The 14103-nt window shown below is 73.8% G+C and carries 12 protein-coding genes and 1 pseudogene; 7 read left to right on the top strand and 6 right to left on the bottom strand.

Going from position 1 to position 14103, the window contains the following annotated elements; genetic code table 11:
* Positions 1-655, bottom strand: a 655-nt coding sequence (locus ACWD4B_RS32475; protein WP_451424130.1) for a cobalt-precorrin-6A reductase, incomplete at its 3' end; no start/stop codon positions are given.
* Between the two features lie 35 nt (positions 656-690).
* On the opposite strand from ACWD4B_RS32475, the gene ACWD4B_RS32470 reads away from it, so the two are divergent.
* Complete coding sequence (locus tag ACWD4B_RS32470; RefSeq protein ID WP_451424129.1) at positions 691-1827, top strand: cobalt-precorrin-5B (C(1))-methyltransferase; 1137 nt, start codon at positions 691-693, stop codon at positions 1825-1827.
* 66 nt (positions 1828-1893) lie between these two features.
* Here the strand turns inward: ACWD4B_RS32470 and cobM are convergent, their stop codons facing one another.
* Together cobM and cbiE are read right to left on the bottom strand one after the other, a co-directional pair.
* The gene (gene cobM / locus ACWD4B_RS32465) at positions 1894-2646 is read right to left on the bottom strand and encodes a precorrin-4 C(11)-methyltransferase (protein WP_451424128.1); all 753 of its coding nucleotides are present in this window, start codon (positions 2644-2646) and stop codon (positions 1894-1896) included.
* Positions 2643-3887 carry a precorrin-6y C5,15-methyltransferase (decarboxylating) subunit CbiE gene (gene cbiE, locus ACWD4B_RS32460; protein ID WP_451424127.1) on the bottom strand — a complete coding sequence of 415 codons (1245 nt, stop codon included), beginning with the start codon at positions 3885-3887 and terminating at the stop codon, positions 2643-2645. Before cbiE ends, cobM begins: the two co-directional genes overlap by 4 nt.
* Before the next feature lie 131 nt (positions 3888-4018).
* On the opposite strand from cbiE, the gene tsaD reads away from it, so the two are divergent.
* Positions 4019-5098 carry a tRNA (adenosine(37)-N6)-threonylcarbamoyltransferase complex transferase subunit TsaD gene (gene tsaD, locus ACWD4B_RS32455; RefSeq protein ID WP_451424126.1) on the top strand — a complete coding sequence of 360 codons (1080 nt, stop codon included), beginning with the start codon at positions 4019-4021 and terminating at the stop codon, positions 5096-5098.
* Here the strand turns inward: tsaD and ACWD4B_RS32450 are convergent.
* Positions 5077-6558 carry an SDR family NAD(P)-dependent oxidoreductase gene (locus ACWD4B_RS32450; protein WP_451424125.1) on the bottom strand — a complete coding sequence of 494 codons (1482 nt, stop codon included), beginning with the start codon at positions 6556-6558 and terminating at the stop codon, positions 5077-5079. The genes tsaD and ACWD4B_RS32450 overlap by 22 nt on opposite strands.
* 301 nt (positions 6559-6859) lie before the next feature.
* Here ACWD4B_RS32450 and ACWD4B_RS32445 point away from each other — a divergent pair, with 301 nt between their 5' ends.
* Positions 6860-7099, top strand: a complete 240-nt coding sequence (locus tag ACWD4B_RS32445) for a chaplin (RefSeq protein ID WP_451424124.1) — start codon at positions 6860-6862, stop codon at positions 7097-7099.
* Between the two features lie 60 nt (positions 7100-7159).
* Here ACWD4B_RS32445 and ACWD4B_RS32440 read toward each other — a convergent pair whose 3' ends face one another.
* Entirely contained in the window at positions 7160-7360 is a 201-nt protein-coding gene (locus ACWD4B_RS32440) for a hypothetical protein (protein WP_336415991.1), read from the bottom strand.
* A gap of 74 nt (positions 7361-7434) precedes the next feature.
* Entirely contained in the window at positions 7435-8205 is a 771-nt protein-coding gene (locus tag ACWD4B_RS32435) for a sigma-70 family RNA polymerase sigma factor (RefSeq protein ID WP_451424123.1), read from the bottom strand.
* 293 nt (positions 8206-8498) lie between these two features.
* Here ACWD4B_RS32435 and ACWD4B_RS32430 point away from each other — a divergent pair, with 293 nt between their 5' ends.
* The 4 genes and pseudogenes from ACWD4B_RS32430 to rbsK all read left to right on the top strand — a co-directional run bounded on the left by ACWD4B_RS32430 (position 8499) and on the right by rbsK (position 13952).
* Positions 8499-9500: a LacI family DNA-binding transcriptional regulator gene (locus ACWD4B_RS32430; protein ID WP_451424122.1), complete on the top strand. Its 1002-nt coding sequence runs from the start codon at positions 8499-8501 to the stop codon at positions 9498-9500.
* A gap of 41 nt (positions 9501-9541) precedes the next feature.
* Positions 9542-11134, top strand: coding sequence for a sugar ABC transporter ATP-binding protein (locus tag ACWD4B_RS32425; protein ID WP_451424121.1), 1593 nt, complete (start codon positions 9542-9544; stop codon positions 11132-11134).
* A pseudogene (locus ACWD4B_RS32420) lies at positions 11124-13024 on the top strand (ABC transporter permease/substrate-binding protein). Before ACWD4B_RS32425 ends, ACWD4B_RS32420 begins: the two are co-directional and overlap by 11 nt.
* A 13-nt stretch (positions 13025-13037) precedes the next feature.
* Complete coding sequence (gene rbsK / locus ACWD4B_RS32415; RefSeq protein ID WP_451424120.1) at positions 13038-13952, top strand: ribokinase; 915 nt, start codon at positions 13038-13040, stop codon at positions 13950-13952.
* Positions 13953-14103 lie beyond the last annotated feature (151 nt).

The raw sequence follows: 14103 nt of genomic DNA, 5'->3' as shown, positions 1-14103 counted from the left end.
CCGGCAAGCTTTCGACTACAGTCTGACCATGGTCCGAACCGATGTCCTTCAACTCGTGTGGGTCCGCGACGCCGCCATGTCCGGCTCGGCGCGCCCCCTCCACGGTGAACGGCCCCCGGTCGAGCAGCACCTCCATACGGGCCGGCGCCGGTCCCTCCGGTGCGTCCACGGAGCGCATGAGGAACCACATATCCTCAAGGTGCGCAAAAGCCGCCAGTCCCATCCGTCCCGTGGTCAGGAACGCCCGTTCCCCCAGCGCGGGCAGCGCACCCGCCGCCGCCTCCAGGGAGGCGACGTCGTGCCAGTCGTCACCCGGCCCCGCGACCCACCCAGGGCGGCGGAGGGCCAGCAGGGGAACATGGACCTCCGCGGCGGCCTGCGCCGCGTTGAAACTGATCGTGCCGGCGAAAGGATGGGTGGCGTCGATGAGCGCGTCCACCTGCTGCTCGCGCAGCCAGCGGGCCAGGCCCTCGGGTCCCCCGAACCCCCCGATCCGCACTTCCCCGGCGGGCAGCCGGGGCGCCGCGACGCGGCCGGCGAGCGAGCTGGTGACCCGCAGCGTGGGGTCTGCGACCAGCTCGGCGGCGAGTCGGCGGGCCTCGGTGGTGCCGCCGAGGATCAGGACGTGCCGCACGCGGCTCCCCCTTACGTTCACGTTCACGCCTCCCCACCCTAGGCCAGGAGTTCCCCGTGGCTGACGGCAAGGGAACCGCCAAGGCATCCGGTGGACGCACCGCCCAGCTGCAGCGCACCGGGCTCCGGCACGGGTGGACGACCGGGGCCTGTGCGACCGCGGCCACCACGGCCGCGTACACGGCGCTGCTCACCGGGGAGTTCCCCGACCCCGTGACGATCACCCTGCCCAAGGGGCAGACGCCGGCGTTCGCGCTCGCCGCGGAGGAGAAGAGTGCGGGCCGGGCGATGGCGGCCGTCGTCAAGGACGCCGGCGACGACCCGGACGTCACGCACGGCGCCCTGGTCCGCGCCACGGTCCGGGCCCTGCCGCCCGGTTCGGGTGTGGTGTTCCGGGCCGGTCCGGGCGTGGGCACGGTCACCCGGCCCGGGCTGCCGCTGGCCGTGGGCGAGCCCGCGATCAACCCCGTGCCCCGGCAGATGATGCGCGAGCACGTGGCCGCCGTGGCGGAGCGGCACCGCGGCACGGGCGACGTCGAGATCGAGATCTCGGTCGACAACGGCGAGGAGCTCGCCCGCTCCACCTGGAACCCGCGCCTGGGCATCCTGGGCGGGCTGTCGGTCCTCGGCACGACCGGCATCGTCGTGCCGTACTCCTGCTCGGCCTGGATCGACAGCATCCGGCGCGGCGTGGACGTCGCCCGCGCGGCGGGCCGCCGGCATGTGGCGGGCTGTACGGGCTCGACCTCGGAGAAGGTCGCGGTGGCCGTACACGGCCTGCCGGAGGACGCGTTGCTGGACATGGGCGACTTCGCGGGCGCGGTGCTCAAGTACATCCGCCGCCACCCGGTGGACCGGCTCACGATCGCGGGCGGCTTCGCGAAGCTGTCCAAACTGGCGGCCGGGCACCTGGACCTGCACTCGTCCCGTTCCCAGGTCGACAAGGGCTTCCTCGCCGAACTGGCCCGCCGGGGCGGTGCGGACGAGGCGCTGGCGGCATCGGTCGCCGCGGCCAACACGGGCCTGGACGCCCTGCAGCAGTGCGCGGCCCGGGGCGTCCCGCTCGGCGACCTCGTCGCCGCCACGGCCCGCGACGAGGCCTTGGCGGTGCTGCGGGGGGCGCCGGTCGCGGTGGACGTCATCTGCATCGACAGAGCAGGCACCATCGTTGGGCGCGCGCAGCCGCGCCCCTGAGGCCCGCGCCCCGTCAGGGGCGCGGGGAACTGCGCGAGCAACCACGAACAACCCGCACCCGAACCGCTACGACTGCGCGCAGCGCTCCCGCTCGGTCGAGTACAGATAGCTGTCCGGGAACTGCTCCGCCCCCAACGTGCGCCCCACGACGATGACAGCCGTGCGCAGCACACCCGCAGCCTTCACCTGCTCCGCGATCCCCGACAGGGTCCCCCGCAGCACCAGTTCGTCCGGCCGACTGGCCATCGCGACGACGGCCGCAGGGCAGTCGGCCCCGTAGTGCGGGAGCAGTTCGGCGACGACCTCGTCGGTGTAGCGGGCGGCGAGGTGGAGGACGAGCAGGGCGCCGCTGCGGCCGAGGGTGGCGAGGTCCTCGCCCGGGGGCATCGGGGTGGCCTGGCGGGCGATGCGGGTGAGAATGACGGTCTGGCCGACGGTGGGCACGGTCAGTTCACGGCCGAGGGCCGCCGCGGCGGCGGCGAACGCCGGGACGCCGGGGACGATCTCGTACGGGATGCCCGCCGCGTCGAGCCGCCGCATCTGCTCGGCGACGGCGCTGAAGACCGACGGGTCGCCCGAGTGCAGCCGCGCCACGTCGTGGCCGGCCTCGTGGGCGCGGACGAACTCCTCGGTGATCCGGTCGAGGTCGAGCCGGGCGGTGTCGACGAGCCGGGCGTCCGGGGGGCACTCGGCGAGCAGTTCGCGCGGGACGAGGCTGCCGGCGTACAGGCAGACCCCGCACCGGGCCAGCGTCCGCACGCCGCGCACCGTGATCAGGTCGGCGGCGCCGGGGCCGGCGCCGATGAAGTACACGGTCATGCGTCGGTTTCTCCTTGTTCGGACTGTCCGGTCTTGACCACGGACCACTGGGTGACCGGCATGGCCTGCCGCCAGCCGGTGAACCCGCCGACGGGGACGGCGCGGGACACGGCGATGCGCGTCAACTCGCCGCCGTGGCGCCGGTACCACGCGGTGAGCAGGGCCTCGGACTCCAGGGTGACGGTGTTGGCTGTCAGCCGTCCGCCGGGCGGGAGGGCGTCCCAGCAGGCCTCCAGCAGTCCGGGCGCGGTGAGCCCGCCGCCGATGAACACCGCGTCGGGCACCGGCAGTTCGGCGAGGGCTTCCGGTGCGGCGCCGGTGACGACGCGCAGCGCCGGGACGCCGAGCGTCTCGGCGTTGCGGGCGATGCGCGCGGCGCGCGCGGGGTCGCGTTCCACGGTGACGGCCCGGCAGGTGCGGTGGGCCCGCATCCACTCGATGCCGATGGATCCCGAGCCGCCGCCGATGTCCCACAGCAGCTCGCCGGGGGCGGGGGCCAGTGCGGCGAGCGTCACGGCCCGGGCGTGACGCTTCGTCAACTGTCCGTCGTGCTCGAAGGATTCGTCCGGCAGGCCGGGGGTGAGCGGCAGCCGCTGCGCGCCGGGCGCACGTCGGCACTCCACCGCGATGACGTTGAGCGCGTCGCCGGGCGGGTGCGGCCAGTCGTCGGCCGTTCCGTCGAGGCGGCGTTCGGATGCGGCGCCGAGCTGCTCCAGTACGGTCAACCGGCTCGGCCCGAAGCCGCGTTCGCGCAGCAGCGCGGCGACCTCGGCGGGGGTGCCGGCCCCGGCGCTGAGCACCAGCAGCAGGCGGCCCTCGTGCAGGGCGGCGGAGAGGGCGGCGATCGGGCGGCCGACGAGGCTGAGCACCTCGGTCTCCTCCAGCGGCCGGCCGAGCCGGGCGCAGGCGAAGGAGACGGAGGAGGGGTGGGGCAGCACCCGCAGCCGCTCGGCGCCCATGACGTCGGCGAGGGTGCGGCCGATGCCGAAGAACATGGGGTCGCCGCTGGCGAGCACGCACACCTCCCGCCCGGCGTGCGCGGCCAGCAGGCCCGGTACGGCAGGGCGGAGCGGCGAGGGCCAGGCCACCCGCTCGCCCGCGCACTCGGGCGGCAGCAGATCGAGCTGCCGGGGGCCGCCGATGAGGACGTCGGCCCGGCGCAGCGCTTCCCGGGAGCCGGCGGCCAGGCCCGGCCAGCCGTCGGCGCCGATGCCCACGACGGTCACGGGGGCTTGGCTCACGGGGGCTCACCTCGGGTACGGCTGCGGGCAGGACGGGCACGGGAACTCTACTGACCTGCGACGACGGCGCCACAGCCGGGCACCTTGTTGCATAAGATATGCAACTACTAGCAATAAGCAGGAGGTCTGGCGTGAAGCGTGCACCGGTGGTGCTGGGGATCGAGTCGTCGTGCGACGAGACCGGCGCCGGTCTGGTCCGGGACGGCAGGCTGCTGGGCCACGCGGTCGCGTCCAGCATGGACGAGCACGCGCGCTTCGGCGGAGTCGTCCCGGAGATCGCGGCCCGGGCCCATGTGCACGCCGCCGCGCCCGTGGTCCGCGCCGCCCTGGCCGACGCGAGCCTGGCCATGGCCGACATCGACGCGGTCGCGGTGACGACGGGCCCGGGGCTGTCGGGCGCCCTCCAGGTCGGCGTCGCGGCCGCGAAGGGCCTGGCCTACGCGCTGGGCGTGCCGCTGTACGGGGTGCACCACCTCGCCGGGCACGTGGCCGCCGACACCCTGGAGCACGGCCCGCTGCCCGACCCCTGCATGGTGCTGATCGTCTCCGGGGGCCACACGTCGCTGCTGCTCGTACGGGACCTGGCGCGCGACCCGATCGTGCACCTCGGCGACACCCTCGACGACGCGGCCGGCGAGTGCTTCGACAAGGCGGCCCGTGTCTTCGGCCTGCCCTATCCGGGCGGCCCCGCCGTCGACCGCGCCGCGCGCGAGGGCGACCCGCGGGCGGTGGCGTTCCCGCGGCCGCTCACCACGCGGCCCGAGCACCGCCACACGTTCTCCTTCTCGGGCCTCAAGACGGCCGCCGCCCGCTGGGCCGAGGAACACCGGGCCGCCGGGCGGCCGTTGCCCGTCGCGGACGGGGCGGCCTCCCTGCAGGAGGCGGTGGCCGACGTGCTCACGCGCAAGGCGGTGGCCGCCTGCGCGGAGCACGGGGTGGGCACCCTGGTGATCGTCGGCGGCGTGGCCGCCAACTCCCGCGTGCGGGCCCTGGCCCGGGAGCGGTGCACCGCCGCGGGGGTCGAACTGCGCGTCCCGCCGCTGCGGTTGTGCACCGACAACGGGGCGATGATCGCCGCGGTGGGCGACCTGCTGGTGCGCGCGGGCGCGGAGCCGGCGCCGCTGGACGTGACGGTGGACCCGTCGGCGCCGCTGGAGTACGCGGCGCTGCACCCGGTGGCGTCCGGCCCCTACCAGTTGGCGGGCCGGTAGTCCTTCAGGAAGCACCCGTAGAGGTCCTCGCCCTGCTCGCCGCGCACGATCGGGTCGTAGACCCGCGCCGCGCCGTCGACCAGGTCGAGCGGGGCGTGGAAGCCCGCCTCCGCCATCCGGACCTTGTCCGGGTGCGGCCGCTCGTCCGTGATCCAGCCCGTGTCGACGCTGGTCATCAGGATGCCGTCGGTCTGGAACATCTCCTGCGCGCTGGTGCGCGTGAGCATGTTGAGCGCGGCCTTGGCCATGTTGGTGTGCGGGTGGCCCGCGCCCTTGTAGCCGCGGCTGAAGACGCCCTCCATCGCGGAGACGTTGACCACGTACTTGCGGCGCGCCGGGGAGGCCGCCATGGCCGACCGCAGCCGGTTGACCAGGACGAACGGTGCCGTGACATTGCACAGCTGCACTTCGAGCAGCTCGACCGGGTCGATGTCGCCGACCGCCTGGATCCAGGTGTTGGTCGCGTCCAGGTCGGGGACGAGCCCGCCCGCGTCGATCGCGGTACCGGCCTCGACCCGGGCCAGCGAGGCGGAGCCGCTGGTCAGGGCGAGCTCGGTGAGGGTCTGCGGGGTGAGGCCGTCGTGGTTGCCGCCCGCGGGGCCGGGCAGCTCGGGCTGCGCGCCGCTGCCGAAGGCGCCGAAGATCTCGCGGGCGGGCAGCTCGCCGGCCGGGAGCGGGGCGGATTCGGCGGCTATGAGCTCGCTGTACGCGGCGTTGGTGCGGCGCACGGTCTGCGCCGCGTTGTTGATCAGGATGTCGAGCGAGCCCTCGGCGCCGACGGAGTCGGCCAGCGCCACGACCTGTGCGGGGTCGCGGAGGTCGATGCCGACGATCTTCAGCCGATGCAGCCAGTCCGCGCTGTCCTCCATCGCCTTGAAGCGGCGGATGGCGTCGTTCGGGAAGCGCGTGGTGACCGTGGTGTGCGCGCCGTCCCGCAGCAGCCGCAGCGCGATGTACATGCCGATCTTCGCGCGGCCGCCGGTGAGCAGGGCACGCTTGCCGGTCAGGTCCGTGCGGGCGTCCCGGCGGGCGCGGTTCTCCGCGGCGCAGGGCCGGCACAGCTGGTGGTAGAAGGCGTCGACCTCGGTGTACCGGTCCTTGCAGGTGTAGCAGGAGCGGGGGCGCTCCAGGATGCCGACGATCTGCGTGGCGGCGGTGGCCGCGAGCGGGATGCCGCGGGTCTCGTCGTCGATGCGGTCGGCGGCGCCGGTGGCCGTGGCCTCGGTGACCGCCTTGTCGTGGGCGGTCTTGGCGGCCCGGCGCTCCTGGCGGCGGCGCTGCTTCACCGTCCGGTAGATGCCGGAGGTGGCCCGGCGGACCGCGATCGCGTCGGGGTGGTCGACGGGCAGTTCGTCGAGCTCCTCGAGCACGCTCAGGCAGATCGCCATCCGCTCCGGGTCGATGCCCGCCTGCTCGGCTGCCCCGTGCGCCCCGCCGCGGCTCTCTTCAGTGACCGTCATCGCCGCTGTCGTATCCCAGTCCGTTTGTTCGAATCAAAGCTTCTGTGCAGGGTACGTAGGCAGGCGCGGGAGCGCCAAACCCGTCGATATCAGTGACAGGCGCATGACATTCTCTGCGACCACCCCGGCCCCGCACACCCCTCCGTCCCACCCCTCATCACCCGGTCCTCAAACCCCGTGCATCACATCCGACTTATTGGGCTCTCCGGGTTAATTAGGCTCCGTAGAGCACAAATTGACCCAACGCGTGCGGAATCGCCGGTCACAATTGCCTCTCAACACCCCTTAGAAAGGTTTAACCATGTCGCGTATCGCCAAGGCAGCCCTGCTGACCGCCGCCGCAGGCGTCGCCGTCACCGGCGCCACGGGCATCGCCACCGCCGACTCCGGCGCGGAGGGCGCGGCCGTAGGCTCCCCCGGCGTCGTCTCCGGCAACGTGATCCAGGTCCCGATCCAGATCCCGCTGAACATCTGCGGCAACGCCATCGACATCGTCGGTCTGCTCAACCCGACCTTCGGCAACACCTGCGTCAACACCTGAGCCGCCCGCCGAGCGCGCGTCTCAGCCGGATCGCGCGCACCGCGCGGGAGAGGGTCACAGTCAGCCGCCGGAGCCCTCTCCCGCGCGTTCGTGGCGCCCATCGACCTCCTGATGGGCGCCACTGGCATGTCCGGACCCGGCCGACGGCTCGCGGTCCCCGCCGGCGGCGCGGGACCGCTCCGGCCGCTTGGCGCCGGGCAGGTCGGGTATGTCGACGATCGGCGGCAGGTCGCGGGTCAGCCGCGAGTGGTGTTCGTCCATGACGTGCGCCTGGCCTGTCTGGAGTGGGGACGGTTCTCGTCCGCCCGGTGGCACGGGGCGGGAGCGCCCGGCGGTCAGGCCGGGGCGAGCAGCTGGCGGCGCAGGTCGGCGCAGGTGCGGCTGAGGATCCGGGAGATCTGCATCTGGGAGACCCCCAGGCGCAGGCCGATCTGCTGCTGTGTGAGATCACCGAAGAAGCGCCAGTACAGGACGCACTTCTCCCGCTCGGGCAGGGCGTCCAGGAGCGGTTTGAGGGACTGCCGGTCGACGACCAGGTCCAGGGCCATGTCGCCCTGGCCCAGGGTGTCGGCGAGCGGGAGTTCCTCGCCGGGGGCGACCGACTGGTCGAGGGAGAGCGTGTGATGCACCCCGTCCGCATCGAGCCCGCGCCGCACCTCCGCCTCGGACAGCCCGGTCTCCGCCGCGAGTTCGCGCAGGGTGACCAGGGCCCGGCGGCCCCGCTGCTCGAGCCGGGCGCGGGCGGCGCGGACCGTGGCCCGCAACTCCTGGTCCCGGCGCGGGATGTGCAGGGACCAGACGTGATCGCGGATGTGGCGTTTGAGCTCCCCGTTGATGGTGGGGACGGCGAAGGACTCGAAGGCGAAGCCGAGCCCCGGATCGAAGCGGTCGACCGCGTGCACCAGGGCCAGTGCGGCGACCTGCCGCAGGTCCGCCATGCTCTCCCCGCATTTGCGGTAGCGCAGGCTGATGCGTTCGGCCATGGGCAGCCAGGCGGCGATCACCTCCTGGCGCAGCCGGTCGCGCTCCGCTCCCGGGGGCAGGGACTTCAGGTGCAGGAAGGCTTCTGGGGCGGCCGGGGCGGCTTCGGGTGTCGACTCGGTCATCGTCACTGTCCCCTCGCTCGTGCGGGGCGCTCCGCGGCGGGCGGTGCTGTCCACTGCGGGCCGGTGAGGGCTGGTCGCGCAGTTCCCCGCGCCCCTTCGGGGGCGCGGCCTCGCTGAAGTTGCGGCTGCCCTTGCGCCCCGCTCGCAAACGGCCGCAGTCGTTTCAGCATGCCCCCGGGTGGACCAAGGCGCGACCCAGAGAGCCCGCTCGACTACGCAGAGCAATGTCGTGACGTGCGTTACAACCGTGCCGTCTTGACGCACGGCCCGTGTAATCGATTACCTAAGGCCCCATGGCGAACATCAAGGACGTGGCCGAGCGCGCCGGCGTATCCGTCGCCACCGTCTCCCGCGTGCTCAACGGCCGTGCGCCCGTGGCCGAGACCCGGGACCGGGTGCTGGCCGCCGTCGCAGAGCTGGGCTACCGGCCCAACGTGGTCGCCCGTGCCCTGCGCACCGCGCGGACCCGGACGATCGGGCTCGTCATCAGCGACCTGCGCAACCCCTTCTTCACCGAGCTGGCCGACGCCGTGGAGCAGGAGGCGCGGCGGATCGGCTACAGCCTGATCATCGGCAACGCCGGCGAGAGCGCCGGGCAGCAGGACGACTACATCCGCACCCTTCTCGACCGCCGCATCGACGGACTCATGGTCAGCTCCGCCGGTACGGGCTCCACGATGCTGCACGAGGCCGTCGCCTCCGGCACCCCCCTCGTCCTGCTCGACCGGGCGCTGCCCGGCATCGCCGCGCCCTGCGTCCGTGCCGAGGGCGGCGCGGCCCTCGGTGAACTCGCCGCGCACCTGGCCGCGTTGGGCCGGCACCGGCCCGCGGTCATCGTCGCGCCCGCCGGCACCCCGACCGGGGACGAGCGCCTGGAGCAGTTCCGCGCCGCGCTGGCCGGGCACGGGATCGCCCTGCCCGCGGAGCGGATCGCGGCCTCGCCCGACCTCAGCCCGGCCGGCGGCCGGGCGATGATGCGCCGGCTGCTGGACCTCCCCGAGCCGCCGGACGCCGTGCTGGCCACCGACAACCTGATGGCGCTGGGCGCCCTGGACGAGGTGCGGGCCCGCGGGCTGCGGATCCCCGCCGACCTGGCCCTGGTGGCCTTCGACGACGTGGCGTGGTTCGCCCACCTCGATCCCCCGCTGACCGCCGTCGCGCAGCCCACGCGAGAGCTGGGCCGGGCCGCCGTGCACACCCTGCTGGAGCGGATCGAGGGCCGCGAGGCCCCGTCCGTCCTGCTGCCCGCCCGGCTCGTGGTGCGCCGCTCCTGCGGGGAGCCCCCCGCCCACTGACAGTCGACATCACAGTCGACACCACAAGAGAGGGGCAGCGCATGACGGGCGTCAACGACGACGTACCGGACGGCGGCCGTGAACTCCTGCGCGTGGCGGGGGTGACCAAGTCCTTCCCGGGCGTGCGCGCCCTGGACGGCGTGGATCTGAGCCTGCGCGCGGGCGAGGTGCACGTCCTGCTCGGGGAGAACGGCGCCGGCAAGAGCACGCTCATCAAGATGCTCTCCGGCGCCCACCGCCCCGACGAGGGCCGCATCCTGGTGGACGGGAAGGAGACGGCGATCCACTCGGCGCAGGACGCGGAGCGGCTCGGCATCGCCACGATCCACCAGGAGTTCAACCTCGTCCCCGGACTCACCGTCGCCGAGAACCTCTTCCTCGGCCGCCAGCCGCGCACCCGCCTCGGCCTGATCGACAGGCGCGCCCTGCACGACCGGGCGGCCCGACTGCTGCGCCGGGTCCGGCTGGACGTGCCGGTCACCACGCCCGTGCGCGAACTGGGCATCGCCCAGCTGCAGATGGTGGAGATCGCCAAGGCACTGAGCCTGGACGCCCGCGTTCTGATCATGGACGAGCCGACCGCGGTGCTCACCTCCGAGGAGGTCGGCACGCTCTTCGGCATCGTCCGCGAACTGCGCGCGGGCGGCACGGGCGTCATCTTCATCACCCACCACCTGGAGGAGATCGCGGCCCTCGGGGACCGGGTGACCGTCCTGCGGGACGGCCGCTCGGTGGCCGAAGTGCCCGCTTCCACCGGTGAGAACGAGCTGATCCGGCTCATGGTCGGCCGCGACATCGCGGAGCAGTACCCGCGCGAGCGCCCCGCGGCGCCGGGCGCGCCGCTGCTGCGCGTGCGCGGTCTGACCCGCGGCGGCGCCGGGAAGGGGCCGGTCTTCCGGGACGTCGGCTTCGAGGTCCGGGCCGGTGAAGTGGTCGGCCTGGCCGGGCTGGTGGGGGCGGGCCGCACCGAGGTGGCCCGCGCGCTCTTCGGGGTGGACCGGTACGACGCCGGGACGGTCGAGGTGGACGGCACGGTGCTGCCGCCGGGCGACGTGCGGGCGGCCATGCGGGCCGGACTCGGGCTCGTGCCGGAGGACCGCAAGGCCCAGGGGCTGGTGCTGGACGCCTCGTTGCAGGACAACCTGACCCTCGCCCGGCTGCGCCGCGACACCCGGGCCGGCCTGGTCGACCGGCGGGCGCAGCGCCGCGCGGCCGCCGAGGTCGCCGAGCGGCTGAAGGTGCGGATGAGCGGGCTCGGGCAGAGCGCGCGCACCCTGTCCGGCGGCAACCAGCAGAAGATCGTCATCGGCAAGTGGCTGCTGGCCGGGACCCGGCTGCTGATCCTCGACGAGCCCACGCGCGGCATCGACGTCGGGGCGAAGGTCGAGATCTACCGGATCGTCAACGACCTCACGGCGGCGGGCTGTGCGGTGCTGATGATCTCCAGCGACCTGCCGGAGGTCCTCGGCATGAGCGATCGGGTGCTGGTGATGTCCCAGGGGCGGCTCGCCGGCGAGCTGTCGGGCGAACGGGCCACGCAGGACGCGGTGATGGAGCTGGCGGTGCGACCGCCGGACGGTACGGACGCAGACGATCGGATGCAGAGCGCGATGGAGGGCTCGGATGTCGGCTGAGGCACAGGCCGCGGTGGTGCAGGGGCCCGGGAACACCCCCGGGCAGTGGTTCTCGGGAGCGGTGCTGCGCAACGGCCCGCTGGGCGGCCTGGCCGCACTGGTCGTGGTGATGGCCGTCCTCTCCCGGGACTTCCTGAACGGGCAGAACCTCCTCAACGTCGGTGTCCAGGCGTCGGTGACGGCGATCCTGGCCTTCGGCGTCACCTTCGTCATCGTGTCGGCGGGCATCGACCTGTCGGTCGGCTCGGTGGCCGCGCTCTCGGCGACCGTCGTCGCGTGGGCCGCCGCGGACGGCGGGCTGCCCGTGTGGCTCGCCGTGCTGCTGGGACTCGCGGTGGGCGCGGGGGCGGGCCTGATATCGGGCGCCCTGGTCGCGTACGGCAGACTCCCGGCGTTCATCGCCACGCTGGCGATGCTCTCGGTGGGCCGCGGCCTGGCCCTGGTGATCTCGGGCGGCTCCCCCATCGCCCTCCCGTCGTCGGTGGGCCGGCTCGGTGACACGCTCGGCGGCTGGCTGCCGGTCCCGGTGCTGGTGATGGCCGCCATGGGACTGATCGCGGCGCTCGTCCTGGCACGCACGTACACGGGCCGGGCGATGTTCGCGATCGGCGGCAACGAGGAGGCGGCCCGGCTGTCGGGTATCGACGTGCGGCGCCGCAAGCTCGTGATCTACGCGCTCTCCGGGCTGTTCGCCGCCGTGGCCGGCATCGTCCTGGCCGCCCGGCTGACCTCGGCGCAGCCGCAGGCCGCGGTCGGGTACGAACTGGACGCCATCGCCGCCGTGGTGATCGGCGGGGCCAGCCTGTCGGGCGGCTCCGGCAAGGCGTCGGGCACGCTCATCGGCGCCCTGATCCTGGCGGTGCTGCGCAACGGCCTCAACCTGCTGAGCGTGTCGGCCTTCTGGCAGCAGGTCGCCACGGGCCTGGTCATCGCGGTCGCGGTGCTGCTGGACACGCTGCGCCGCCGGAGCACGCGGTGAGGGGCCGGGCGGGTGTGCTGGCCGCGGTGCTGCTGGGCACCGTCGCCCTGGCGGGCTGCGACCGGGGTGGGAACACGGACCTGGGGCTGGCGCTGTCCACGATGAACAACCCGTTTTTCGTGGGCATCAAGAAGGGCGCCCAGGCCGAGGCGAAGGCCCGCGGCCTGAAGATCAACATCACGGACGCGCAGAACGACCCCACGCAGCAGATCAACCAGATGGAGACGTTCACCAGCCAGAACGTGAAGGCTGCCGTCATCAACCCGGTCGACTCCGACGCGGCCGTCCCGGCGGTGGGCGTGGCCCGCCGGGCGAAGGTGCCGGTGATCTCCCTCGACCGGGGTGTCAACGGCCCCGGCGTGGGCTCGACGATCGCCTCCGACAACGTCGCGGGCGGGCGGCTGGCGGCGAAGACGCTGGCCGAGGCGCTCGGCGGCAAGGGGAAGGTGGCCTTCCTGGAGGGGCAGCCCGGGACCTCGGCCGCCCGCGAGCGCGGCAAGGGGTTCGAGGAAGGCATGAAGGACTGGCCCGGCATCCAGGTCGTCGCCCGTCAGCCCGCGGACTTCGACCGCACCAAGGGCATGGACGTGATGGCCAACATGCTCCAGGCGCACCGGGACGTCACGGGCGTCTTCGCCGCCAACGACGAGATGGCGCTGGGCGCGGCCAAGGCGCTCGGCCGGGCCGCGGGAACGTCGGTGAAGGTCGTGGCGTTCGACGGCACCCCGGACGGCATCAAGGCGGTCCGCGCGGGCACGCTGACCGCGACCGTCGCCCAGCAGCCGGAGCTGCTCGGTCGGCAGGCGGTGGCCTGGGCGGTCCGGGCGTCCCGGGGTGAGACGCTGCCGCAGCAGGTGAAGGTGCCGGTCGTGCTGGTGACGGCGAAGAACGCGGCGCAGTTCGACAAGTGAGGATGGACGAGACATGCAGGACCGGGACTACGACGTGCTGGTGATCGGCTCCGCCAACGCGGACCTGACGGTCCGGGTGGACCGCCGCCCGGGGCCGGGCGAGACCGTACCGGGCACCGACCTGGTCGAGTCCGCGGGCGGCAAGGGCGCCAACCAGGCCGCGGCCGCGGCCCGGCTCGGGGCGCGAACTGCTTTGCTGGCCAAGGTCGGTGACGACGCGTTCGGTGAACTGCTGCTGGACGCGCAGCGGGCCGCGGGCACGGAGCTGCGGCACGTGCTGGTGGAGCCGGGCGCGCGGACGGGCACGGCGATGATCGTCGTCGGTCCGGACGGGGACAACCAGATCGTCGTCTCACCGGGGGCCAACGCCCGGCTGTCGGCGACGGACGTGCGGGCCGCGCGGGACGTCGTCGCCGCGGCGCGCGTGGTGTCGCTGCAGTGGGAGGTGCCGGAGGAGACGGTGGCGGCGGCGGTGGCCGTGGCCGGGGAGACCGGGGCGCGGGTGGTGCTCAACCCGTCGCCCGTGCCGGACGCACTGCGTGCGGAGCTTTTGGCGGCGGCGGATCCGCTGGTGGTCAACGAGCATGAGGCGCAGCGGCTTTCCGGTGTGTCCGGTGGGGATCCGGAGGAGTGGGCGCGCGCCCTGCGCGCGCGGGGGGCGCGGTCGGTGGCGGTGACGCTGGGGGGTGAGGGGGCACTTGTTCTCGACGGGGACGGGGCCGCGGTGCGGATCCCGGGGGTGAAGGTGGACGTGGTCGACACCACCGGGGCCGGTGATGCGTTCACCGGTGCGCTGGCTGCGCGGCTGGCCCGGGGGACCTCGTTGGAGGAGGCGGCGCGGTTCGCGGTGCGGGTGGGGGCGGTGTCGGTGACGCGGGCGGGGGCGCAGCCGTCGTATCCGGGGGCGGAGGAGGTTTCACGGTCCTGAGCGCTTCCCTGGGGCGCTGCCCCCGGGGCCCCTTGGGTTGTCCTTTGACTGCGGGTCGTGGTGGGTTGCTCGCGCAGTTCCCCGGGGCCCGAACGGGGGGCGCCGCGGGGGTTGTTGGCCCCGTTGGTCTGTATAGTAACCCTGTTAAATT

The sequence above is a fragment of the Streptomyces sp. NPDC002536 genome (genome assembly GCF_053594995.1).
Note: the sequence above shows the minus strand (reverse complement) of the source record. Positions and strands in the feature narration are given on the sequence as shown.

Coding starts and splice junctions, on each gene's coding strand:
- cobM (WP_451424128.1), bottom strand. CDS start 2,646: ATGACCGTGTACTTCATCGGCGCCGGCCCCGGCGCCGCCGACCTGATC.
- ACWD4B_RS32450 (WP_451424125.1), bottom strand. CDS start 6,558: ATGACGGTCACTGAAGAGAGCCGCGGCGGGGCGCACGGGGCAGCCGAG.
- ACWD4B_RS32445 (WP_451424124.1), top strand. CDS start 6,860: ATGTCGCGTATCGCCAAGGCAGCCCTGCTGACCGCCGCCGCAGGCGTC.
- ACWD4B_RS32440 (WP_336415991.1), bottom strand. CDS start 7,360: ATGGACGAACACCACTCGCGGCTGACCCGCGACCTGCCGCCGATCGTC.
- ACWD4B_RS32435 (WP_451424123.1), bottom strand. CDS start 8,205: ATGACCGAGTCGACACCCGAAGCCGCCCCGGCCGCCCCAGAAGCCTTC.
- ACWD4B_RS32430 (WP_451424122.1), top strand. CDS start 8,499: ATGGCGAACATCAAGGACGTGGCCGAGCGCGCCGGCGTATCCGTCGCC.
- ACWD4B_RS32425 (WP_451424121.1), top strand. CDS start 9,542: ATGACGGGCGTCAACGACGACGTACCGGACGGCGGCCGTGAACTCCTG.
- rbsK (WP_451424120.1), top strand. CDS start 13,038: ATGCAGGACCGGGACTACGACGTGCTGGTGATCGGCTCCGCCAACGCG.